Below are 21,754 nucleotides of genomic sequence, written 5' to 3'. Positions count from 1 at the left end.
AGCGTAAAAACTAGACTTTTTTGGTATTTATTGGTATTCTATATTTAATTATTGCTCCAAGATATACACGTTGTTATCTTGTTTTACATCTGCCATTAAGCCGCTTGGATCAATGGTGATTTTTTTAATTGAATTTTTGGGAGCAGCAATTGTAAAATCATAGTTAGATGCCGCCCAAGTCCAATCCTGCAAAACGGTTCTTTTTAGGCTTGGATTTGGATTTGCTTTCTCAAAATGCATCATGCGCAAAGGGATATAAAAACTCTCTTTGGTTCCATCTGCATACTCTACCGTTAGATCTATAGGCATGGGCATTCGGCCTATTCTTTCTAAACGCACCCTGGTTTGCTCTTGGTTGGCGGTTACTGCCTGAATGCCATAATCAATAGTATTGGTTGTGGTGGTCCAATCTGTTAAATACCAATCTAAATTTGCTCCAGATACCCGTTCTGCAGTTCTCTTGATGTCATTGGGTGTGGGGTGTTTGAATTTAAAATCATGGTAGTATCTCTGGATGGTTTGATCCAATTTTTCGGAACCAATAACATATCCCAATTGAGACAAAAATAAACATCCTTTGACATACGAAGAAATGCTATAGGATCTGTTTTGGTCATACCGATCTCCGTGGGTAGATTGCGGCTGCTCATTTCCGGAGTTTACTAAATAATAATAGGCTTTATAATTTCCTGCAAAAGGATTGGCTACTTTTTGGTCAGACAAGGCATTAGTAACCAAATCTTCAACATAGGTAGTAAATCCTTCGTCCATCCAAGGGTGTTTGGACTCGTTGGAAGCCAAAATATGCTGAAACCAAGAGTGCCCCAACTCGTGGGTTGCCATTCCGTAGAGTCCCTCGAGGGTTCCGTTTCCTAACATTAAGGTGCACATAGCATATTCCATTCCTCCATCTCCACCTTGTATAAATGAGTATTGTTGGTACGGATAGGGACCAATGTTTTTGTTATAAAAATCCATCACTTTGACCATCATGGGTTCTAATTTTTTCCAGTTTGCTGTTGTGCTAGGATTGTTTTTGTATAAAAAATGTAAAGCAACATCATTAGGGCCTTTTACTACATCATGAATGTAGTCTTTGTCTGCTGCCCAGGTAAAATCATGCACCATTGGAGCTATAAAATGCCATGCTAGGGTTTTGGATTTTTTAGGCATTTTTACAACCACTCCTTCATCTTGGTAACCATGACCTATTTGATTTGGGTTTTGTAAGTATCCGGAACCTCCTAAGGTATAGGCTGAATCTATACGAATGGTAACATCAAAATCTCCCCAAACGCCATGAAACTCTCTAGCTATATAGGGATCTGTATGCCAGCCTTCAAAATCAAACTCTGCTAATTTGGGATACCATTGTGCCATGGATAAGGCCACGTTCTCGGAGTTATTACGTCCGGAACGGCGGATTTGTACCGGAACTTGTCCGTCAAAATCAAGTGTAAATGTGGTTTGGCTATTGGGTAGTATTGGTTGTGCCAGAACTACCTCCAGAATAGTTCCAGTTGTTTTGGTACTAGCTGCAACGCCATCTTGTTTAAAATTAGTGATTTTTAAATACCCAATTTCGTCGGGTTTTAAACTCTCTATACGACTAACCTTAACCGTTTTGCCTTCTAATTTGACGTTATGAACCATTCTGGCATCTGGGTCTTTAATGCTGTGCAACCTGGCATCCATCTCGCTTCCGGGTTGGAATGCGTTGTTAAACAAATGGTAGTAGACTTTTTGGAGGGTATCGTTGGAGTTATTGGTATACACTAATTCTTGTGTTCCTTTATATTGGTACTTAGAAACGTCCATAGAAACGTCCATTTTATAGGCTACGTGTTGTTGCCAATATTTTGTATTTTGTGCCAATACGGTTGCAGCACTACAGCTGAACAAGCAAATTAAGAGAATTTTTTTCATCTTTTTATATAAATAAAAAATGGAAGAGCAGACTGCTCTTCCATTAGGTTACCTTGCATAAGGAATTATTTTTTGGTCATTTTCTCTGCCATCAAAATAGCATTATAGGCATTGACTATTTTACCAGATTGGGATAACTCTGTAAAAGGACGTCGGTCTCTTGGGTTGCCGCCAACAACCACTTCTGTAGTTATTGCTACTCCAGAATCCATCAAAATATGTTTTACTTGCGATGCTGTCAAACTAGGGTAGTACGAACGAATAAGTGCCGCTACTCCTGCTGCATTTGGAGAAGCCATAGAGGTTCCTTGCAAATATTTATAGGTATTATTAGGGGTTGTTGCATACACTTTTACTCCTGGAGCATATACGTCTACGTTTATTTTTCCGATGTTCGAAAAACGTGCTACTACTTGGTCTCCGTATTCAAAATTTAAGGCTCCAATGGTAATCATATTGTCTGCAAATTCTGTTTTTTTGTCATCCGAATCATTCGGAAAATTATCAAAAACATCAATATCCTTGGCGTCGTTACCAGCTGCATGAACCAACAATACGTCTTTCTCTTGGGCATATTTAATTGCATCATAAACCCATTGTTTGTTTGGAGAAAAACTTTTTCCGAAGCTACCATTGATTACTTTTGCTCCATTATCCACAGCATATCTAATTCCTAGGGCAATGTCTTTATCGTACTCGTCTCCATCAGGAACAGCTCGCACGGTCAAAATCTGAACATTGTTAGCCACTCCATCACCACCAATTTGGTTGTGTCTTACTTGTGCAATAATCCCCGAAACATGGGTTCCATGAAGGGTGTCTTCTTTGTTTGGCCCCATTACATTGTTATTGCCATAGGTTAGGTCCGTAATATCTTGTGGGTTATCTCCTACTACTTTTCGGTAGTTTTGTTTTAAAGTTGCTCCAGTGAGCAAGGCTGTCATTGCGTCTATATCTCCTTGGATTGCTTGTTTTAATTCTGGCACGGCCATTCCGTAAGAAAGCATTTTTTGCATGATTGTTTTGCTTTCTAAAACCTTTGCTTCATTAGACTCTAAAGCAGTAAGCTCTTCTAGAGTATACGTTGGCTTGTTTAGTGCTCCAACAATGGTTTGGTCTGCATTGCTAGTTGCTAACAACATTTGCTCTAATCTTGCTTTGTTTTGGTTGGCTTCGGCAATTTTTTGATCGTATATTTTTTTGGCTTCCAAATAGGTGGCTTCGTCTACAAGGGTTTTGTCTTTGATGATGCGCTCGTATTCTAGATTTTCTTTGGTGCTTTCTCCCAAAAAGTTCCATCCGTGTATATCATCAATATAGCCATTATTGTCATCATCAATGCCGTTGGCAGGGATTTCTTTAGTATTGGTCCAGATTACTTGTTTTAGGTCTTCATGCTCTATGTCTGCGCCCGAATCTACCACTGCAACAATAACCGGAACTCCTTTTTTGTCTTTTAACAATTCGGCATAGGCTCTATCTACGCTCATCCCCGGTATGGTGTCTTTCACAAGGTCTAAATGACTCCATCGTTTTAACTCCGATTCTTTTAGAGGGGTTGTTTTTTTTACATTTAAAGGGGCACTTATGGCCGTAATAGCGTTCCAATTAGAAACTTGCTTTTGAGCGCCACATCCTGCAAGAACCAGCATGGCAAAAGCAGAAATACAAATAGGTTTGATGGTATTCATTTATTAAAAATTTTATTTTGTTTGAAATTATGGGTCTAAAATAATTTATTTTGTTGCAATAAAAAAACCATTAACAGGATGTTAAGATTTCGTTAGAGCTAAAAACATCCTTTAAACGCACTCCTTTTTCGGTTTCTTGCACGGTAATTATTTGGTTGTGCGCATCGTGTTCCAGAAACAAATAATACCCTTTTGCGGCAGCGGCGGCCAAAAATTTAGTTTTCTCTGGCATGGTCAACAAGGGTCTGGTATCGTATCCCATGACGTACGGAACCGGAATATGTCCGGCTGTTGGCAATAGATCGGCACAAAAAACAATGGTTTTGTCTTGGTATTGAATGTGCGGAATCATTTGTTTTTCGGTATGGCCATCTGCAAATAAAACCCCAAAACCCAACTCGGATTTTTCTAAAAAATCTCCCGTTGGTTTTTGGATAAAATGGAGTTGCCCGCTTTCTTGCATGGGCAGAATATTTTCGGACAAAAAAGAAGCTTTCTCTCTTGGGTTGGGTTTTGTTGCCCATTCCCAATGACTTTCATTAGACCAAAATCTAGCATTTTTAAAAGCGGGTTCGTATCCTGTTTTATCTTTGTTCCATTGCACGCTACCACCACAGTGATCAAAATGCAAGTGGGTCATAAAAACATCTGTAATATCGTTACGGTGAAAACCATATTTAGCCAAGGATTGGTCTAAGGAGTGCGAACCCCAAAGCGAATAGTACCCAAAAAACTTTTCGGACTGTTTGTTGCCCATTCCGGTATCTATCAAAATTAGTCTGTGGCCGTCTTCTATAAGCAAACATCTGGCAGCAATGTCTATTAGATTGTTGCTATCGGCAGGATTGGTTCTGTTCCAGATAGTTTTTGGCACCACGCCAAACATAGCACCTCCGTCTAATTTAAAATTACCAGTTTCTATAGGATATAATTTCATTTTTTGGGTTTTTTGTTCCATACCTAACAAAGTTAAACAATTCTGGACTTAAATAGGTTTTTTCTATTTATACATTGGTTATAAAAATGGCAAGTAGTATGTAAAAAGATTTTTATATAGTATCTTTGCGGTTAATTTAGACAAAATCAACATAGCGTGGTATCTTGCTAACGTAACCATCTGGATCCCAAAATCCTTACATTGGCACACAAAGGCTACTATGCTAGTTATAAACAACATAAACATGATAAAAGTTTCTGATACTGCCAAAAAGAAAATTATCGACTTAATGAAAGACGATGGCTTTGATGCTGCAACAGATTATGTACGAGTTGGTGTAAAAAGCGGCGGCTGCTCGGGCTTGTCTTATGATCTAAAATTTGATAACAAAAAAGACGAAGACGATAAAATATTTATAGACAATGACATCACTATTGCCGTAGAAAAAAAATCCTTTTTATATCTAGCCGGAACCATACTAGAATTCTCTGGAGGTTTAAATGGTAAAGGATTTGTATTTAATAACCCCAATGCCAACAGAACCTGTGGTTGCGGAGAGAGTTTCTCTTTATAGTCCAAAGTCTTGCGTCCAAAACTTGGCAACACATTACGATACCGACTTTAAAAATTTAAGACAAAAAAACATGAGCAAATACACCGAAGACGATTTAAAAATCGAACTGGAAAACAAAGAATACGAGTACGGATTTTATACGGATCTAGAATCAGACACCTTTCCGATTGGTTTGAACGAAGATATTGTTCGGGCCATCTCGCTTAGAAAAGAAGAACCCCAATGGATGACCGATTGGCGTATTGAAGCTTTTCGTGCTTGGCAAGAAATGGTAGAGCCCGAATGGGCCAATGTACATTATGAAAAACCCGATTTTCAAGCCATCTCTTACTATTCTGCACCAAAAGCAGTGGACCCTAATAAAACATTAGACGATGTAGATCCGGAGCTTTTAGAGATGTACAAAAAATTAGGCATCTCTGTTGATGAGCAAAAAATGATGAATAATGTAGCCATGGATATTGTTGTGGACTCGGTTTCGGTGGCAACCACATTCAAGAAAACATTAGGCGAAAAAGGAATTATATTTATGAGTATTTCTGAGGCTATCAAAGAGCATCCAGAATTAGTCCGTAAATACCTCGGAACCGTAGTACCTCAAAAAGACAACTTTTATGCCGCATTAAACTCGGCAGTGTTCTCGGATGGGTCTTTTTGTTATATCCCTAAAGGTGTGCGTTGCCCAATGGAACTTTCTACTTACTTCCGTATCAATCAAGCCGGAACTGGACAGTTTGAAAGAACATTACTAGTTGCAGATGCCGGAAGTTATGTAAGTTATCTCGAAGGATGTACAGCACCAAGTCGGGACGAAAACCAATTACACGCTGCAGTTGTAGAGTTAATTGCTCTGGATGACGCCGAAATAAAATACTCCACGGTTCAAAACTGGTTCCCAGGAAACAAAGAAGGAAAAGGTGGGGTTTATAATTTTGTTACCAAAAGAGGCATCTGCGAAACCAATGCCAAAATCTCTTGGACTCAAGTAGAAACTGGCTCTGCAGTGACCTGGAAATACCCTTCTTGTATCTTAAAAGGAGACAATTCAGTAGGAGAATTTTACTCCATTGCTGTAACAAATAATTACCAACAAGCAGATACTGGAACCAAAATGATCCATTTAGGTAAAAACACTAAATCGACCATTATTTCTAAAGGAATCTCAGCGGGTAAATCTCAAAACAGCTACAGAGGTTTGGTGCAAATAAGCCCGCGTGCCGATAATGCCCGTAATTTTTCGCAATGCGACTCTTTATTAATGGGTAACAATTGTGGCGCACATACTTTCCCTTATATCGAAAGTAAAAACCCAACCGCCAAGATTGAACACGAAGCCACCACCAGTAAAATTGGTGAAGACCAAGTTTTCTATTGCAACCAACGTGGAATCCCAACCGAAAAAGCCATTGCTTTGATCGTAAATGGTTTTAGTAAAGACGTTCTAAACAAACTACCCATGGAGTTTGCGGTAGAAGCTCAAAAATTACTGGAAATAAGCCTAGAAGGAAGTGTAGGTTAGAAATCCGACTACAGCTACAAAACTAAACGAATCTTAATACCTTAATGGTTTAAAATAAAATCTAATGTTAAGCATAAAAAATTTACACGCTTCAATAGGCGACAAAGAAATATTAAAAGGAATTAATCTGGAAGTAAAAGCAGGCGAAATTCATGCCATAATGGGACCAAACGGTGCCGGAAAAAGCACCCTAGCCTCTATCATTGCTGGAAACGAAAACTACGAAGTAACCAAAGGTGAAATTAGCTTAGAAGGACAAGACCTTGCCGAATTAGCTCCAGAAGAAAGAGCACACAAAGGCGTTTTTCTTTCGTTCCAATATCCGGTAGAAATTCCAGGAGTTTCGGTTACCAACTTTATGAGAACCGCAATCAACGAAACCCGTAAAGCAAATGGTCAAGACGAAATGCCCGCTAACGAAATGCTAAAACTAATTCGTGAGAAATCCGAATTATTAGAAATTGATCGCAAGTTTTTATCGCGTTCTCTTAACGAAGGATTCTCAGGTGGAGAAAAAAAACGTAATGAGATTTTTCAAATGGCCATGCTAGAACCAAAAATAGCCATCCTTGACGAAACCGATTCTGGACTAGATATTGACGCCTTACGAATTGTTGCCAACGGAGTAAACAAATTAAAAAGCGACAAAAACGCCATAGTAGTAATCACCCACTACCAACGTTTGTTAGATTACATCGTTCCGGATTTTGTGCACGTATTATACAATGGTAAAATTGTAAAATCCGGCGGAAAAGAACTAGCACACGAGCTAGAAGAAAAAGGATACGACTGGATTAAACAAGAGCAGGAAGTCTAATTTTTGTTTGAAGTTTAAAGTTCAAAGTTACTACCAGATAACTTTAAACTTTTAAACCTTAAACTTTAAACAAACTATAATAAAATGGAATTAAAAGAAAAATTAGTATCGTCTTTTATGGCTTTTGAGGAGCGCATTGATGTGCACTCAGAACTTCATGATGTACGTACCGCAGCATTACAGAATTTTGAAAACAAAGGTTTTCCTAGTAAAAAACAAGAAGCCTGGAAATATACTTCGCTTAATGCAGTCTTAAAAAATGACTTTACCGTATTTCCAAAACAAGAAAATACGGTACAATATAGTGATGTAAAAAAATATTTTTTGCATGAAATAGACAGCTACAAAGTGGTTTTTATTGACGGGATTTTTAGCTCCCACTTATCTGCTACAACCCACGAAGGGATAGATGTATGTTTGATGACCTCTGTATTAAACAAACCTAAATACAAAGATATTGTAGCAACTTATTTTAATAAAATTGCCAATAAAGAAGAAAGCCTAACCTCCCTAAATACGGCTTTTGCAAATGAAGGAGCGTATATCAATATTCCAAAAAACAAAGTGCCAGACAAACCCATAGAAATCATGTATTTCTCCACTGGGAACGAAGCCGCTTTGTTGGTACAACCCCGTAATTTAATTATTGTAGGAGAAAATGCACAGGTTCAAATCATTGAACGACACCAGAGTCTAAACGAAAATCCCGTGCTCACCAACTCTGTAACAGAGATTTTTGCCGAAAAACGTGCTATAGTTGATTTTTATAAAATTCAAAATGACAACCTCACCGCTAATTTAATTGACAACACCTACGCCTCACAACAACAAGAAAGTAGTGTTGCTATAAACACCTTTAGTTTTGGTGGTAACCTAACACGGAACAACCTAAACTTCTACCATTTTGGCGAAAGAATTGTTAGTTACCTAAACGGAATAACCATTATTGGCCAAAAACAACACGTAGACCACTATACCTTAGTACAACACGCAACACCAAATTGTGAGAGCCACCAAGATTATAAAGGAATATTCTCTGATCGTGCAACGGGTGTTTTTAACGGAAAAATATTTGTAGAAAAAGAAGCCCAAAAAACCAATGCTTTTCAAAAAAGCAACAACATTTTATTGAGCGACAAAGCAACCATAAACGCCAAGCCACAATTAGAAATTTTTGCAGACGATGTAAAATGTTCGCATGGTTGTACCATTGGACAATTAGACGAAACGGCAATGTTTTATATGCAACAACGCGGAATCCCTCAAAAAGAAGCCAAAGCGTTATTGATGTATGCCTTTTCTAATGCGGTAATTGAGAGTATCAAGATACCCGAATTAAAACAACGCATCACCAAAATTATAGCAACTAAATTAGGTGTAAAAATGGGATTTGATTTGTAACCCATTTCCAAAATAACAATTAAAAACCCGACAGACTCTTAGCGTTTGTCGGGTTTTATTTTTTAATTTAAAAACTCTTGCTCCCTACTTTTGGCTTTACATACACCCCGCTTTTGCAAAAACAAGTTGCCTTGGAGCCAAACTGACAAAATAACCCACGATGCTATGGCGGTTTGCACTTAAAAAGATTCGAAGATTACCACTCTACAGAAATAGTTACCTGAAAATAAAGACCCTAAAATCCCTAAATCCTAGCAAAAACAATTTAGTTTTTAGTACTTTTGTACGTAGACTATTTCTAAATAATTATGATAGACATTCTAAAAATAAGAGCCGATTTTCCGATACTTTCTCAAGAAGTAAATGGCAAACCATTAGTATATTTTGATAACGGAGCTACCTCTCAAAAACCACAAGTTGTTATTGATGCTATCTCAAAATATTATCAAGAAATCAACGCCAACATCCATCGCGGTGTGCACACACTTAGCCAATTAGCTACAGATGCTTACGAGATATCTCGTGCCAAAGTACAAGATCATATTAATGCCCAATTTTTGCACGAAGTGCTTTTTACCTCCGGAACTACCTTTGGTATTAACTTAGTAGCCAATGGATTTGCCTCTATACTAAAAGCAGGCGATGAAGTGCTTGTCTCGGCATTAGAACACCACAGCAATATTGTTCCATGGCAAATGCTATGTGAGAAAACGGGTGCTACTCTAAAAGTGATTCCGATGAATGACCAAGGGGAGTTACTCATGGCAGAATATGACCAATTGTTGTCCGACAAAACCAAAATTGTTGCCGTAAACCATATCTCTAATGCCTTAGGGACTGTTAATCCTATCCAATATATGATTGACAAAGCACACCAAGTAGGTGCTGCTATTTTAATAGATGGCGCACAAGCGGTGCCTCATATTAAACCTAACATGCAAGAGTTGGACTGTGACTTTTATGTGTTTTCGGGACACAAAATGTGTGGTCCTACTGGTGTAGGGATTTTGTATGGCAAAGAAGCGTGGTTAAACAAACTACCTCCATACCAAGGAGGAGGCGAAATGATTAAAGAAGTTACTTTTGAAAAAACAACCTACGCAGAACTGCCGCATAAATTTGAAGCAGGAACACCCAATATTGCGGGTGGTATTGTATTAGGAACTGCTATTGATTACCTAAACAGCATTGGTTTTGATACAATCCAGGAACAAGAGTTAGCTTTATTAAACTACGGAACCAAGCGTTTGTTAGAAATTGAGGGGCTAAAAATAATCGGCACCGCTGCAATAAAAACATCCGTAATATCGTTTACCATAGATGGCATTCATCCTTACGATATTGGGAGTATTATTGACAAATTAGGGATCGCGGTAAGAACCGGACACCACTGTGCACAACCAATTATGAATCATTTCAATATTCCGGGCACCATCCGCGCTTCCTTTTCTTTTTATAACACCACCCAAGAGATTGACCGTTTGGTAGAAGCCTTAAAAAAAGCACAAATGATGCTCTCCTAAAAACCTACCCTATGAAACTATTTTTGACCCTGTTCTTGACCTTATTTCTTGGAAAAAGTTGCGAAAACACTGAAAACCAAGACATCAACACTGCCATGATTGAATATGTGGCCAACACAAGAGGCTTTTACCAAAAAATAACAATCCAAAAACAAACCGTTACTGTTAGCCGAGACAGAAATCAAAAAGAAAAAATAAAAGCAGTTGCTATCACGGATACGGATTGGAAAATGCTTATTACTCTTTTTCAGGAAGTAGATTTAGAAGAACTAAAAGACCTAAAATCGCCCACAGAAAAACGCTTTTTTGACGGAGCAGCCATAGCCAACCTAAAGATTATATACCAAGGAAAAACGTATGAATCGGCTAGTTTTGACCACGGATTTCCTCCATTAGAAATCAAAAGAATTGTTACTAAAATAAATACATTTGCAAAACAAAACAATGAATATTAAAGACATACAAGAAGAGATAGTAGCCGAATTTTCTATGTTTGACGACTGGATGCAACGCTACGAATACATCATTGATTTAGGAAAAAACCTTCCATTGATTAAAGACGAATCCAAAACAGATCAAAATTTAATCCAAGGATGCCAGTCCAAGGTTTGGCTACAAGGAGAACAAAATAACGACACTATAGTCTTTACAGCAGATAGTGATGCAATACTTACCAAAGGAATTATAGCAATCTTAATCCGAGTATTCTCCAATCAAAAAGCCAGCGATATTCTGGCTGCAGACCTGGATTTTATAGATCAAATAGGGCTTAAAGAACACCTCTCTGCTACACGGGCTAACGGATTGGTCTCTATGATCAAAAATATAAAAATGTATGCATTGGCCTTTAGTGCCAAACAATAAAGACACTCCAAAAGCCATAGCATTTGGCTTTTTTGGAGTATTTTTGGTATAAAAATAGTAGGGCTCAAATTGTACTACAACCCGATTTATCCACTTTATAGAATAGAATACTAAAATCAAAAAAAATGACAGAAGAAATAGACACCGCAGAATTGGGCGAAGCAATTGTAAAGAAATTAAAAACCATATATGATCCTGAAATTCCGGTAGACATTTACGAATTAGGGCTAATTTATGACGTAATGGTCAACACCGATTATGAAGTAAAAATACTAATGACCCTAACCTCTCCAAACTGCCCCGTTGCAGAGAGCTTGCCCAAAGAAGTAGAAGATAAAGTAAAATCCATTCAGCATGTAAAAGATGCCGAGGTAGAAATTACATTTGACCCACCTTGGAGCAAAGATTTAATGAGTGAAGAAGCAAAGCTAGAATTAGGAATGCTTTAATTTTGCTTACTGCCCAAAAACAACATAAAAACACAAAACCATTTTTTGTACATAAAAACAAAGCCTACCGCTTCAAACTGCAATTTACGGCTTTAAAACCCTTGGTTTATGGAACAAATAATTAATAAAGTTGCCAACAGTGCCCTAGAGGTATTTGACCTTGAGGAGTATTATCCAAAAGGAATCCGAACCCAAATAGATATTTCGCAATGGTTACTTGAGGGTTTTTTATTAAAAGAAACCGATTTTAGAGCACACCTCAAAAGCCATAACTGGGCACAATACCAAGACCATTTGGTAGCCATCCATTGTAGCACAGACGCCATCGTTCCTGCTTGGGCCTTGTTGCTAGTCACGATACAATTGGCTCCATTTGCTAAAAAAATAGCCAACGGTACTCTAGAAGATTTGGATGCTCTCTTGTATCAAGAAATCCTTGCTGAAATAGATTATACCATCTACAAAAACAAAGCCGTAATTATCAAGGGTTGCTCCAAAAAACCGGTACCGATGCGTGCTTATATTTTGGCATCACAACAATTACAAGCTTTTGCTAGAAGTATTATGTATGGTGAGGCTTGCTCCGCGGTCCCTTTGTACAAAACCAACAAAAAAGAATAAAACACATCCTAATAAAACGCCAATTTTAAACACAAAGCACCCACGTTTTGGGTTTGAAATTGGCTTTTTTTGGCTTTAAAAAATCCCTAAACACAGGCATTTGTGCTAATTGTCGGTAAAATTAGTAGTTTATCTAAAACAACTATACCTAGTATCCAATTTGGCAAATTAGCACTACAAGAGACCCAAAAAAACTAGTAACAAAACCCTTTCAGTCCTTAAAAACAAAGAGTAAACCACTACAAAACAGCACGTTAAACAACTTGAACAAAACCGCAAATACCCCATTGTACTGGAGCAAAAACACCACCCAAAAAGAGGTATTTCTCTCTTTGAAAAATAAATTAAAATACTGATTAGCAATTATTTACACTTTGAAGTGATTTTTATTTTTTAATTATCTTTGCTTTTTAAAATAAAATCATGAAAAAAACACTACTTACTTTCGTTTTACTTTTTGCCTTAACGGCAGTTACAGCACAAGAAGTTGCTACAGATTCTACAAAACTTTGGACCAGAAAAGGAAACATTTCGTTACTATTCAATCAATCTGCTTATAATAAAGAATGGCTTGGTGGAGGAACATCTAATGTTGCTGGAAATTTTGGTTTGAATTATGACCTTAATTATAAAAAAGGAAATGTAGTTTGGGATAACAAATTTATTCTTGCCTATGGATTAAGCAAAATTAAAGGAGACAACAATGCTGTTAAAACCGATGACCGTATTGAACTAAACTCTCTTTGGGGAAAAAAAGCATCTGGTTTCTGGTACTATTCTGCTTATTTTAACTTTAAGAGCCAGTTAGACATGGGATTAGGCAAAGACGGCACCCGTATCTCTCACTTTTTCTCTCCTGCCTATTTTCAATTTGGACCAGGTATGTTATGGAAAAAAAGTGACAATTTGAGTGTTAACTTTGCTCCAGCTGCCGCAAAAACTATTTTTGTGCACAAGCACTTTACCGAATTTGGCCCTTCTTTTGGTGTTTTGAAAGGAGATAGCTCTCGTTTTGAATTTGGAGCAAGTATCTCTGCATACTACAAATTTAACATCATGGAAAATGTTTCGGTAGAGAACCGTTTGAATTTATATTCTAACTACTTAGACCAGCCACAAAATATAGATATGGACTACCAGATGAATGTGGTAATGAAAATCAACAAATACCTATCGGCTAACGTTGCCCTACAAGCCATTTATGACGACAATGCTATAAAAGCAGTCCAAGTAAAAGAACTTTTTGGAGCAGGTATCAATTATGCTTTCTAAACAAAAAGCTTTGCTATCAAAAAATCCCTTTTGAATACATTCAAAAGGGATTTTTTTTGCTTCTCCTATCTGGGCTTTATTCTTCGGAAGAATCGATATCGGTTTCTTTCTCTACAGCGTCTTTATAATCTGGATACAAAAACTTGTTGTAAGGAAAACGAGTAATGTGAATTTGTCTTACAGATTCGTAAACTCGCTCTCTAAATTCTTCAAAGTTTAGCTTGTCGGTAGCCGATATAAACAAGGCATTTTGTTCTCCTACGCGCCCCATCCAAGTAGATTTCCACTCTTGAAGGCTGTAGTGTTTGCTTGTTTTTTCGGTCATTAAATCGTCTGGATCAATGGTCAAATGCTTGTAGGCATCTATTTTATTAAAAACCATGATTACTGGTTTGTCATTAGCCTTAATGTCTAACAAGGTTTGATTAACCGAGGCAATATGATCTTCAAAATCTGGATGCGAAATATCTACTACGTGCAACAACAAATCTGCCTCTCGCACCTCATCTAGAGTACTCTTAAAAGAATCTACTAACTGTGTCGGTAATTTACGTATAAATCCTACGGTATCGGAGAGTAAAAAAGGTAGGTTTTTGATTACTACTTTTCTGACAGTGGTATCTAAGGTTGCAAAGAGTTTGTTTTCTACAAAAACATCGCTTTTGCCAACGGCATTCATTAAGGTAGATTTTCCTACATTGGTATAGCCAACCAAAGCCACTCGTACCATAGCACCGCGATTGCTGCGTTGGGTACCCATCTGTTTGTCTATGGCTTTTATTTTGTCTTTGAGCAATGCTATTCTGTCTCGAACAATACGCCTATCGGTTTCAATCTCTGTTTCACCAGGGCCGCGCATTCCAATTCCTCCTTTTTGACGCTCTAGGTGGGTCCACATTCCGGAGAGCCTAGGTAGCAAATACTGGCATTGTGCAAGCTCTACTTGGGTTCTGGCATAGGAGGTTTCCGCTCGTTGTGCAAAAATATCCAAAATTAGATGGGTTCGGTCTAAGATTTTGCATTCTTCAATTATTTTGGAAATATTTTTTTGCTGCGAAGGCGTTAGCTCATCATCAAATATTAGCGTCGAAATGCCATTTTCTTTTACAAAAAGATGAATTTCTTCAATCTTTCCAGTCCCTACAAAGGTTTTAGGATTTGGTCGTTCCATTTTTTGATAAAAACGTTTTACGACTTCTCCTCCAGCGGTGTAGATCAAAAACTCTAATTCATCTAAATATTCTTGGAGTTTCTCTTCACTTTGATTTTGAGTAACAATGCCTACAATGGCTGTTTTTTCAAAATTGATTACTTCTTTTTCTAACATATATTGGTATAAGTCACAAATTTAATCATTTGCTAGTTACTAAGTGGGCTAAGGGTTGTTTTTTAACTTATGAAAAACAATTATACGTATTTTTATCTTTTATAAAGTTATGGTTGCTGCTTTGGTTGCATATTATTTTTTGTGCCAAAGCGTATAAAAGCGCTGTTCTAAAGCAATTGCATACTGTATGTTGCCACAAATTGTCTTGGATTTAGTGTACTGTGATTAGTTTTACATCAAAAATAAGCACTGAGCCTCCAGGAATACCACTGTAGGTAGCGCTACCGTAACCCAAATGTGCAGGGATCAACAGAAGCCCATTGCCTCCTTCTTTAAAATAAGCAATCCCTTCTGTCCAGCCTTTTATGACTCCGTTTAACGGAAAACGAATTCCTTGGGCATTACTTTGGTCAAAGACCGTTCCATCTGTATAATAGCCTTTGTATGCAACCGTTACTTCAGAACTTGGTGTTGGCTGTGCTCCAGTTCCAGGGTTCTCAATTATATAATACAATCCTGAAGCGGCTTTTTGGGCTTTTAGGTTCTTTTTGGCAATATAAGCAGTTATTTCTTGGTCATTTTTGGTAGCATAGTCTACTTTTTTTTCTTTGGCACAAGAGATAACTAAGGCAAAAAGCAGCGCAAATAAAGCGTATTTCATGGTGTTTGTGTTTAAGTTGCCACAAATATAACAAACCTGTAACTAAGGTCTAAGGTTTTTAATTACTAAAAATCTGCACATCATCTAACAAAAAACTCCCATCTAAGGCGGTATTTTTTCCGGAACCGGTATACTTAAAGGCAATGTTTATTTTGCCTTGGTAGTCCGAAAGGTCTATTTTTCCGGAACCTATAAATTGGCCCCACGGGCTGGCTTGTTTGGGTAGGTTGGGGTCTAATAAAACCCAATTTGCTTGCGATACATTTAGTCCATCAAAATCTGTGGCAACATACACCTCTAGAGAATTTAATGGCGAGTCTACATCTAGTTTTTCTTGTGCTGTCCGAAAGGTTAGTGTTTCGTTTTTGTGCAGGTCCATATCTATTTTGGGCGAAATCAACCAAGCAATATTGGATGCTACCTTTGTGCCACTAATGGCAAATTCTGCATAACCATTCCCGGCTATAACACCAGATCTCCAGGAGAGTTTTCCTGCCTCTACTATATTGGTCCACCCTGGTAGACTCAGGTTTGCTTTGTCTGTTACGGATTGAAAATTTTCTATAAAAAAAGGAATGTTTCTTTCGTTTTTTATTTTAATATCGGCCTCAGATCTAGCAACTAATTGAAAATCATCCCCATATTTTGTTAGAACTCCCCGTACGGTTCCGCTTCCGGTTGGCACCAAATTAGAGGCAAAACGAGCATAGCTACTGGTTCTAAAAATAATTTGATTGCCTTCGGTGTCTAATAAACTCCAGTTGGTTGCGCCACCTATATCGTTGGCTTCTTCGTAGTAGCTGCGGCCTATGGCATCTTCTTTAAATTGTACGTTGTCTAGCTCTATTAAGGTGTTTAATTTATCTTCGTTTTGGGATTGTGCAATGGTCATGGGGGTTACTAATTGGTCTTCTGTTAGGTTAGTGCAAGAGGCAAGCAGTACTTTTTTGTAGGTAGTGGCAGACAAACGCCCTACTCCTCCAGTATTAAAACTACTGACATAGAGGCCTCCAATTCTAAGACCTCCATACTTAATATCTGTAAATTGGTCTTGAAGTTGGATAGACACCTTAGTGCCTAAGGGATAATCAACATAGGTGTTGCTTACATCCACAGGAACACTAAACCCAATAGATGCTGTTGTGGCTGTGGCCAAGGTTTGAAACGATATGGTTTTAAAAAAAGTACCATACTCATCACTAGAAACCACATAGACCTCTATAATATCCTTGTATGGATACGCACTAACTATAGCAGTAGCACTTTGGCGTATCTCTGCTACGGTTTTGGTTGCCTCAACCGGCGCTTGATTGCACTCCAAACTAGGAATGCTTGTGTTTTGTTGTTCACAACTCCAAAAAAGAATGCCCAGCAGGAGCAAACTAGAATAGCTGTACCAATGTGATGTTGTCATAATTAAGGGTTTTGTTTAGAAACTAAAGGATAGGTTTACAAAAAAAGTGCGTCCGTATCCGTAATAATATTTGTTACCAAAAGTAGGCGTACCGCTAGATACGTCTTGATCTAATTGTCTAAAATTTCCGTTTCGGGCTTGTTCGTAGCCGCCTGATTTGTATATTTTGTCCAAAACATTCTGAACACTAACAAAAAGGCCCAAGTACTTTCGGTTTATTCGCCAAGATTTTCCGCCTATTAAATTGAGCATCAATAAATCTGGAAAACGCTCTTGTTGGAGTAGTTCTTTTGCTCTTGCAAGTGTTGCCTCCGGAAAAGGAAAACCGCTTGCAGGATTTATATTAAAACTATTGGTTCTGGTAATGGCCGAAAAATCAACATAACTCGCTCTTAAATAATTTAGATTAGGTGCAATCCACCAATACTTAGGATCCCGATAGGCTATACCCAAACTATAAGCCTCTTGTGGCATTCCTGGCTGTTTGTAATTTTTGAGTGCTGCTTTTCCAAAATCAAATGTTGGTTTTGGGTTTTCTGGTGTTGCAAGGGCATCGTTATTTACGATCAAATTAGGATTGTTGTCATAAATGTAATTGCCATAAGCTGCTGCCAATGTTATTTGGATAGTAGAGGAGAGTTGTTGTTCTAAACTCAGTTCTAAGCCCGTATTTTTGGTATTAATATGTGTCAAGTTTTGACTCACAAAAGCATTGGTATTGGTGTCTCCTGCTCCATTATCAAAAATTCCTTCGGCATAAAAAAAAGAGGTTCTGCTCGCCCCTTTCCTTGCAATATAATAGGCCGTCAAACGGGCTTTAAATTTAGGTGCTCTAAAAACATAATTTAGATCTAAACTACTACTGGTTTCGCTCTCCAATCCTTCAACTGTTGCATTATTTAATCTTGAATTTGCAAATGTATTGCGCAAACTAGGTGCTTTAGTTAGCTGTGCAGCATTACAATACAACCACTGTTTTCCGGATATTTTATAGGTTATTCCGCCTTTAAAACCAAAGTTATCAAAACTAACTAAAGAACTTTTACCCAACGATGTATTGGGATAAATGCCGTTTTTGTACTTGCCTTCTCGCTGGTATTGGGTAGTAGAAAACGTTTGTGCTAAATAAAAATCAATGGTATTGTATGTAAATTTAAATTGGGTAAAAGCCGCAAAAGTACTCGCCAAAAAGGTGTAATTATACCCATAACTATCGCCCAAGCCTACACGTCTGTTAGGGTTATTCAAATCAGACTGTGCTTGACTGCCTTTATAAAAAGGGTCGATGTCTTCAAAATAAGTACCTCCTAGTAGGTCTATTAGTTTTTGGTAGTTGTGCGATTGGAGTTTATTTACAGTAACTGCTGCCTGCACAGAGACAGGACCGCTGATTTGGCTATTTATACCTACGTTGGCTACAAATAATTGGTCGTCTGTTCTATCTTCATAGAGTACATAATGACTCTTGGCGGGTTGGTATTGGATAATTGTTCCTTTGGAGTCTGTAACCGGAATTTGATTGGCACGGTATAAGGCAGCCCAATCTAGTTGGGGTTGGGCCAAAAATGCTTGTTTGTTTTTTTGGGCGTTGGCATGATCTGGGGTAAAATCTCCAGAATATTGGCCCGAATCTGGGGCATATAGTGCACTGAAATAGCTGGGTAGTTTTCTAAAATAGGTAGGATCTGGACTATTGCCATTTTGATAATCTATTTTGCTATTGCCAATTTTGCCAGATTGGTACATAATACTGCTATTTAAGTTGGTATGCGCATTTATTTTAAAAAGATGCTGTAACATCCAAATGGGTTCTTGAACCGTTTTTACTCTTGAGTTGCGTTTTTGTCCGTTTTGATAGCCCCAATAGGCATTGTATTTTGGGCTGGTTAATGCCACGACTTCGTCTGTGTTGGGGCTGTTTTTGCCTCTAGTATTTGGGGTGTATATTCCGGTAAAATGTATGCTGTGTTGGGTATTTATTTGTTTTTCGAGCCCTATTAATACCGAAGTTGCATTGTAGGTAGTCCCTTCAAAATAGCCTTCTTGGGTATGTCTTTTGCCAGCTGATATCACGTAAGACCATCCTTTGCGGCTTGTTCCAGAAGCGTGCGTAGTCATAGCACGCCAGCTGTAATTGGTATTGGTGCCCGAGAGCGTAACCTTGGTTCCTGCTCTGTAACTAGAGGCTCTTGTATTGATTTCTTGGGTGCCAAGAAGGTTTCCAAAATTGTGGTCGGAGGGCTCGGTTCCAAGAGTAAATTCTTGGTTACGCAGGGCATCATTGAGCCCTCCCCAATTGCTCCATTGTGGTCTGCCATCATAGAGTTTATTCATCGGGATGCTATTGATGCTTATGGTAGCATACTCGGTGGGTAGCCCTCTGACTTTAAAGCGGGCTTGCCCCCAATTGAATGCTGCTGCACGCTGAAAATTATCCTTAGACGATTGTAGTATTCCCGAAATGGTTTCGGAACCACTATCCTCTTCGGTGAGGTCTGCATCAAAGAGCTGGATCACGGTAGTTTGTAGGTCTGTAAAATCTTCGTGCTCCAATACCACGCTACCTAGATCGACAATTTGATCCGGCAGAATAACTACGGGATACAAGGCTTCTTTATAGCCCTGACTACGAAATAATACCAACTGTTTTCCTGTTGTTAGCGCACTAAAATTAAACGTACCGGTGGCACTGGTCAATTGGGTTTTATTGGTGTTTGGAATGGTGACTACTACATGTGACAAGGGTTGCTGGGTTTTGGCATCTAGAACCTTACCGGTTAACCCTGTTGGAGTTTGAGAATATAGTGTGCTTGCGCAAAAAATAAAAAACAGTTTAAAAAGGGATTGTTTCATGAAAATTCTGTTTAAAAAATAGCAGAGTTTGTCCTAAAAATTTAGGATTGGTAACCGAAACAATATTTGTGGTGGGGTCTAATATGGGTTGCTATCACGCTTAAAACAAAAATGCTTGCAATATTGGGATATAAAAACATTGTTTTTGGAGCAAAACCCAAACCGTTAGTGTGTGGCGGGTGTACTAACGGCTAAATAGCTGGTTTTCAAATATAAAAAAACTTTTATATTAGGGCTGTTTTTTAAAGATAATTTTACTTTAAGTTTTTTATGGGACTAAAAAGTATCTTGTAGTTTGGTGGATAGCACTGTTCTGGATACTGCCCACTATCTTTAATCCCGATGGCAGCGTGTATCCTTTATTGCCAGGGTTTGGCAATAAAGATACTGCGTACAGCGGGGCGACTTATTGGTGGTGTATTGGAGGCAAGGTATTTCAAAAAATAAGATAAACACCGGGTTTGAGAAGGCTGCTTTTAGGTACTGCGGTAGTTGTTTTATAGATTAATTACTCTTTATTGTTGGTTGCTTTGCAGGGCGGCTTCGATACGTTGTATAACCAAAACAGCCTGTTCTGGGGTGACTGGCATTGGCTTGTTGTGGTTTATGGCAGTAGAAACTCCATTATAAAATTCTTGATAATTGCCTGGTAAACTAGGTATTTTTTTGCGTACTGTTTTTGCGTTTTTTAAATTTACGGCTGGGCTCTTTGGTATTGTTTTGGCCATGGGATTTCGGCTTGCAAATCCTGGGCTAAAGTCAGGGCTAGATTGGGGTCTCTTAAGGATTCGCGTCCAAACAACACCAAATCGGCTTGTGCTGAGGCGACAATTTTTTCGGCTTGTGCTGCTTGCGTGATTAAACCCACTGCTCCGGTGAGGATGTTGCTTTCTTTTTTTATCCTTTCGGCAAAAGGAACTTGGTAGTTGGGAGCAACCGGAATTTTTTGGTAGGGCACCAAAGCCCCCGTAGAAACGTCTATTAGGTCCACTCCTTCTTGCTTAAGGATTTTAGACAAGGCCACAGATTCTTCTAGGTTCCAACCGCCTTCTGCCCAGTCGGTGGCAGATATTCTTACAAAAAGAGGCAAGTTAATGGGCCATTCCGACTGTACTGCTGCAACCACTTGGAGTGTCAAACGGATTCTGTTGGCAAAACTACCTCCATATTGGTCTGTTCTTAAATTGGATAATGGAGACAAAAATTGGTGTAACAAATAGCCGTGGGCAGCATGAATTTCTAGCACCTTAAAACCCGCTTTTAGGGCTCTTTGGGCTGCTAGCTTAAAATCCAAAAGCACTTTCTGGATGCCTTGTGCATCCAAAGCAAGCGGTACTGGCTCGGTATCGTGGTACGCAATTGCGCTAGGTGCCACCGTTTGCCAACCGCCCTGTAGAGGATCTAATTTTTTATTGCCTTGCCAAGGTACCGAAACGCTTGCTTTGCGGCCTGCATGAGCCAACTGAATTCCAGCTATGGCATTTTGACTCTCGATAAATTGGTTGATGGCACGATACTTTGGTAGCTGGGCATCACTCCAAATGCCTAAATCTCCGGGAGAGATGCGCCCCTCGGGAGATACTGCTGTAGCCTCTTGAAGCAGCAAAGCAGCCCCACCTATGGCACGGCTTCCTAAATGGACCAAATGCCAGTCGGTGGCAAAACCATCTGTGGCAGAATATTGGCACATGGGCGAGATGGCAATGCGGTTCTTGAAGGTAATTTCTTTTATTTGTAGTGGTGAAAATAATTTTGAAGACATAACGTTGGGGTTTTATAAAATGGTTCTAAAATACAGTCCAGCAACCGGCTCCAAAAAATGTGGGTTTGCAAACCGCAAAAACGGAATGCCTTTGGTAGCAACTGCGCAAAAAGTAAAGTTACTACCCCTAATCCAAAGGCATT

19 protein-coding genes are annotated in these 21,754 nt (G+C 38.6%); 10 read left to right on the top strand and 9 right to left on the bottom strand.

Going from position 1 to position 21,754, the window contains the following annotated elements; genetic code table 11:
* Nucleotides 1-48 precede the first annotated feature (48 nt).
* From LB076_RS03720 to LB076_RS03710, 3 genes are all read right to left on the bottom strand, one after another.
* Nucleotides 49-1,926, bottom strand: a complete 1,878-nt coding sequence (locus LB076_RS03720; RefSeq protein ID WP_066333029.1) for a M1 family metallopeptidase — start codon at nucleotides 1,924-1,926, stop codon at nucleotides 49-51.
* Nucleotides 1,927-1,991: 65 nt separating this feature from the next.
* Entirely contained in the window at nucleotides 1,992-3,617 is a 1,626-nt protein-coding gene (locus tag LB076_RS03715) for a S8 family peptidase (protein ID WP_066333027.1), read from the bottom strand.
* Nucleotides 3,618-3,687: 70 nt separating this feature from the next.
* On the bottom strand, nucleotides 3,688-4,554 hold the full coding sequence (locus LB076_RS03710) for an MBL fold metallo-hydrolase (protein ID WP_066333396.1): 867 nt from the start codon (nucleotides 4,552-4,554) through the stop codon (nucleotides 3,688-3,690).
* 244 nt (nucleotides 4,555-4,798) lie between these two features.
* Here LB076_RS03710 and LB076_RS03705 point away from each other — a divergent pair, with 244 nt between their 5' ends.
* From LB076_RS03705 to LB076_RS03660, 10 genes are all read left to right on the top strand, one after another.
* Nucleotides 4,799-5,128, top strand: a complete 330-nt coding sequence (locus LB076_RS03705) for a HesB/IscA family protein (RefSeq protein ID WP_066333394.1) — start codon at nucleotides 4,799-4,801, stop codon at nucleotides 5,126-5,128.
* A gap of 70 nt (nucleotides 5,129-5,198) precedes the next feature.
* Nucleotides 5,199-6,647 carry a Fe-S cluster assembly protein SufB gene (gene sufB / locus LB076_RS03700; protein ID WP_066333390.1) on the top strand — a complete coding sequence of 483 codons (1,449 nt, stop codon included), beginning with the start codon at nucleotides 5,199-5,201 and terminating at the stop codon, nucleotides 6,645-6,647.
* Between the two features lie 64 nt (nucleotides 6,648-6,711).
* Nucleotides 6,712-7,464 (top strand): Fe-S cluster assembly ATPase SufC, encoded by a 753-nt coding sequence (gene sufC / locus LB076_RS03695; RefSeq protein ID WP_066333026.1) that lies wholly within the window; start codon nucleotides 6,712-6,714, stop codon nucleotides 7,462-7,464.
* An 84-nt stretch (nucleotides 7,465-7,548) separates the two neighbouring features.
* Complete coding sequence (gene sufD / locus LB076_RS03690) at nucleotides 7,549-8,865, top strand: Fe-S cluster assembly protein SufD (protein ID WP_066333023.1); 1,317 nt, start codon at nucleotides 7,549-7,551, stop codon at nucleotides 8,863-8,865.
* A 308-nt stretch (nucleotides 8,866-9,173) separates the two neighbouring features.
* Nucleotides 9,174-10,388 carry an aminotransferase class V-fold PLP-dependent enzyme gene (locus LB076_RS03685; RefSeq protein WP_066333020.1) on the top strand — a complete coding sequence of 405 codons (1,215 nt, stop codon included), beginning with the start codon at nucleotides 9,174-9,176 and terminating at the stop codon, nucleotides 10,386-10,388.
* 11 nt (nucleotides 10,389-10,399) lie between these two features.
* Nucleotides 10,400-10,843 carry a hypothetical protein gene (locus LB076_RS03680; RefSeq protein WP_066333017.1) on the top strand — a complete coding sequence of 148 codons (444 nt, stop codon included), beginning with the start codon at nucleotides 10,400-10,402 and terminating at the stop codon, nucleotides 10,841-10,843.
* The gene (locus LB076_RS03675; protein WP_066333015.1) at nucleotides 10,833-11,252 is read left to right on the top strand and encodes a SufE family protein; all 420 of its coding nucleotides are present in this window, start codon (nucleotides 10,833-10,835) and stop codon (nucleotides 11,250-11,252) included. Before LB076_RS03680 ends, LB076_RS03675 begins: the two co-directional genes overlap by 11 nt.
* Nucleotides 11,253-11,377: 125 nt before the next feature.
* On the top strand, nucleotides 11,378-11,701 hold the full coding sequence (locus LB076_RS03670) for an SUF system Fe-S cluster assembly protein (RefSeq protein WP_066333012.1): 324 nt from the start codon (nucleotides 11,378-11,380) through the stop codon (nucleotides 11,699-11,701).
* Nucleotides 11,702-11,809: 108 nt separating this feature from the next.
* Complete coding sequence (locus LB076_RS03665; protein ID WP_066333011.1) at nucleotides 11,810-12,322, top strand: DUF2480 family protein; 513 nt, start codon at nucleotides 11,810-11,812, stop codon at nucleotides 12,320-12,322.
* Between the two features lie 423 nt (nucleotides 12,323-12,745).
* Entirely contained in the window at nucleotides 12,746-13,594 is an 849-nt protein-coding gene (locus LB076_RS03660) for a DUF3078 domain-containing protein (RefSeq protein ID WP_066333008.1), read from the top strand.
* A gap of 76 nt (nucleotides 13,595-13,670) precedes the next feature.
* Here the strand turns inward: LB076_RS03660 and hflX are convergent, their stop codons facing one another.
* The 6 genes from hflX to LB076_RS03630 form a co-directional block, all read right to left on the bottom strand.
* Nucleotides 13,671-14,921, bottom strand: a complete 1,251-nt coding sequence (gene hflX / locus LB076_RS03655; RefSeq protein WP_066333005.1) for a GTPase HflX — start codon at nucleotides 14,919-14,921, stop codon at nucleotides 13,671-13,673.
* 211 nt (nucleotides 14,922-15,132) lie between these two features.
* On the bottom strand, nucleotides 15,133-15,582 hold the full coding sequence (locus tag LB076_RS03650; protein WP_066333002.1) for an FKBP-type peptidyl-prolyl cis-trans isomerase: 450 nt from the start codon (nucleotides 15,580-15,582) through the stop codon (nucleotides 15,133-15,135).
* A gap of 58 nt (nucleotides 15,583-15,640) precedes the next feature.
* Nucleotides 15,641-16,996, bottom strand: a complete 1,356-nt coding sequence (locus tag LB076_RS03645) for a DUF5689 domain-containing protein (RefSeq protein ID WP_066333001.1) — start codon at nucleotides 16,994-16,996, stop codon at nucleotides 15,641-15,643.
* Between the two features lie 15 nt (nucleotides 16,997-17,011).
* The gene (locus LB076_RS03640; protein ID WP_066332998.1) at nucleotides 17,012-19,849 is read right to left on the bottom strand and encodes a carboxypeptidase-like regulatory domain-containing protein; all 2,838 of its coding nucleotides are present in this window, start codon (nucleotides 19,847-19,849) and stop codon (nucleotides 17,012-17,014) included.
* A gap of 515 nt (nucleotides 19,850-20,364) precedes the next feature.
* Nucleotides 20,365-20,577, bottom strand: a complete 213-nt coding sequence (locus LB076_RS03635; protein WP_066332988.1) for a Gfo/Idh/MocA family oxidoreductase — start codon at nucleotides 20,575-20,577, stop codon at nucleotides 20,365-20,367.
* Nucleotides 20,544-21,611, bottom strand: coding sequence for an NADH:flavin oxidoreductase/NADH oxidase (locus tag LB076_RS03630; protein ID WP_066332980.1), 1,068 nt, complete (start codon nucleotides 21,609-21,611; stop codon nucleotides 20,544-20,546). The genes LB076_RS03635 and LB076_RS03630 overlap by 34 nt, the downstream gene beginning before the upstream one ends.
* Nucleotides 21,612-21,754 lie beyond the last annotated feature (143 nt).

It is taken from the genome of Flavobacterium crassostreae (assembly GCF_001831475.1).
GTDB lineage: Bacteria > Bacteroidota > Bacteroidia > Flavobacteriales > Flavobacteriaceae > Flavobacterium > Flavobacterium crassostreae.
Note: the sequence above shows the minus strand (reverse complement) of the source record. Positions and strands in the feature narration are given on the sequence as shown.

What these genes read in the sequence shown, in the direction of transcription:
- LB076_RS03720 (WP_066333029.1), bottom strand. Translation starts at nt 1,926, where the DNA reads ATGAAAAAAATTCTCTTAATTTGCTTGTTCAGCTGTAGTGCTGCAACC.
- LB076_RS03715 (WP_066333027.1), bottom strand. Translation starts at nt 3,617, where the DNA reads ATGAATACCATCAAACCTATTTGTATTTCTGCTTTTGCCATGCTGGTT.
- LB076_RS03710 (WP_066333396.1), bottom strand. Translation starts at nt 4,554, where the DNA reads ATGAAATTATATCCTATAGAAACTGGTAATTTTAAATTAGACGGAGGT.
- LB076_RS03705 (WP_066333394.1), top strand. Translation starts at nt 4,799, where the DNA reads ATGATAAAAGTTTCTGATACTGCCAAAAAGAAAATTATCGACTTAATG.
- sufB (WP_066333390.1), top strand. Translation starts at nt 5,199, where the DNA reads ATGAGCAAATACACCGAAGACGATTTAAAAATCGAACTGGAAAACAAA.
- sufC (WP_066333026.1), top strand. Translation starts at nt 6,712, where the DNA reads ATGTTAAGCATAAAAAATTTACACGCTTCAATAGGCGACAAAGAAATA.
- sufD (WP_066333023.1), top strand. Translation starts at nt 7,549, where the DNA reads ATGGAATTAAAAGAAAAATTAGTATCGTCTTTTATGGCTTTTGAGGAG.
- LB076_RS03685 (WP_066333020.1), top strand. Translation starts at nt 9,174, where the DNA reads ATGATAGACATTCTAAAAATAAGAGCCGATTTTCCGATACTTTCTCAA.
- LB076_RS03680 (WP_066333017.1), top strand. Translation starts at nt 10,400, where the DNA reads ATGAAACTATTTTTGACCCTGTTCTTGACCTTATTTCTTGGAAAAAGT.
- LB076_RS03675 (WP_066333015.1), top strand. Translation starts at nt 10,833, where the DNA reads ATGAATATTAAAGACATACAAGAAGAGATAGTAGCCGAATTTTCTATG.
- LB076_RS03670 (WP_066333012.1), top strand. Translation starts at nt 11,378, where the DNA reads ATGACAGAAGAAATAGACACCGCAGAATTGGGCGAAGCAATTGTAAAG.
- LB076_RS03665 (WP_066333011.1), top strand. Translation starts at nt 11,810, where the DNA reads ATGGAACAAATAATTAATAAAGTTGCCAACAGTGCCCTAGAGGTATTT.
- LB076_RS03660 (WP_066333008.1), top strand. Translation starts at nt 12,746, where the DNA reads ATGAAAAAAACACTACTTACTTTCGTTTTACTTTTTGCCTTAACGGCA.
- hflX (WP_066333005.1), bottom strand. Translation starts at nt 14,921, where the DNA reads ATGTTAGAAAAAGAAGTAATCAATTTTGAAAAAACAGCCATTGTAGGC.
- LB076_RS03650 (WP_066333002.1), bottom strand. Translation starts at nt 15,582, where the DNA reads ATGAAATACGCTTTATTTGCGCTGCTTTTTGCCTTAGTTATCTCTTGT.
- LB076_RS03645 (WP_066333001.1), bottom strand. Translation starts at nt 16,996, where the DNA reads ATGACAACATCACATTGGTACAGCTATTCTAGTTTGCTCCTGCTGGGC.
- LB076_RS03640 (WP_066332998.1), bottom strand. Translation starts at nt 19,849, where the DNA reads ATGAAACAATCCCTTTTTAAACTGTTTTTTATTTTTTGCGCAAGCACA.
- LB076_RS03635 (WP_066332988.1), bottom strand. Translation starts at nt 20,577, where the DNA reads ATGGCCAAAACAATACCAAAGAGCCCAGCCGTAAATTTAAAAAACGCA.
- LB076_RS03630 (WP_066332980.1), bottom strand. Translation starts at nt 21,611, where the DNA reads ATGTCTTCAAAATTATTTTCACCACTACAAATAAAAGAAATTACCTTC.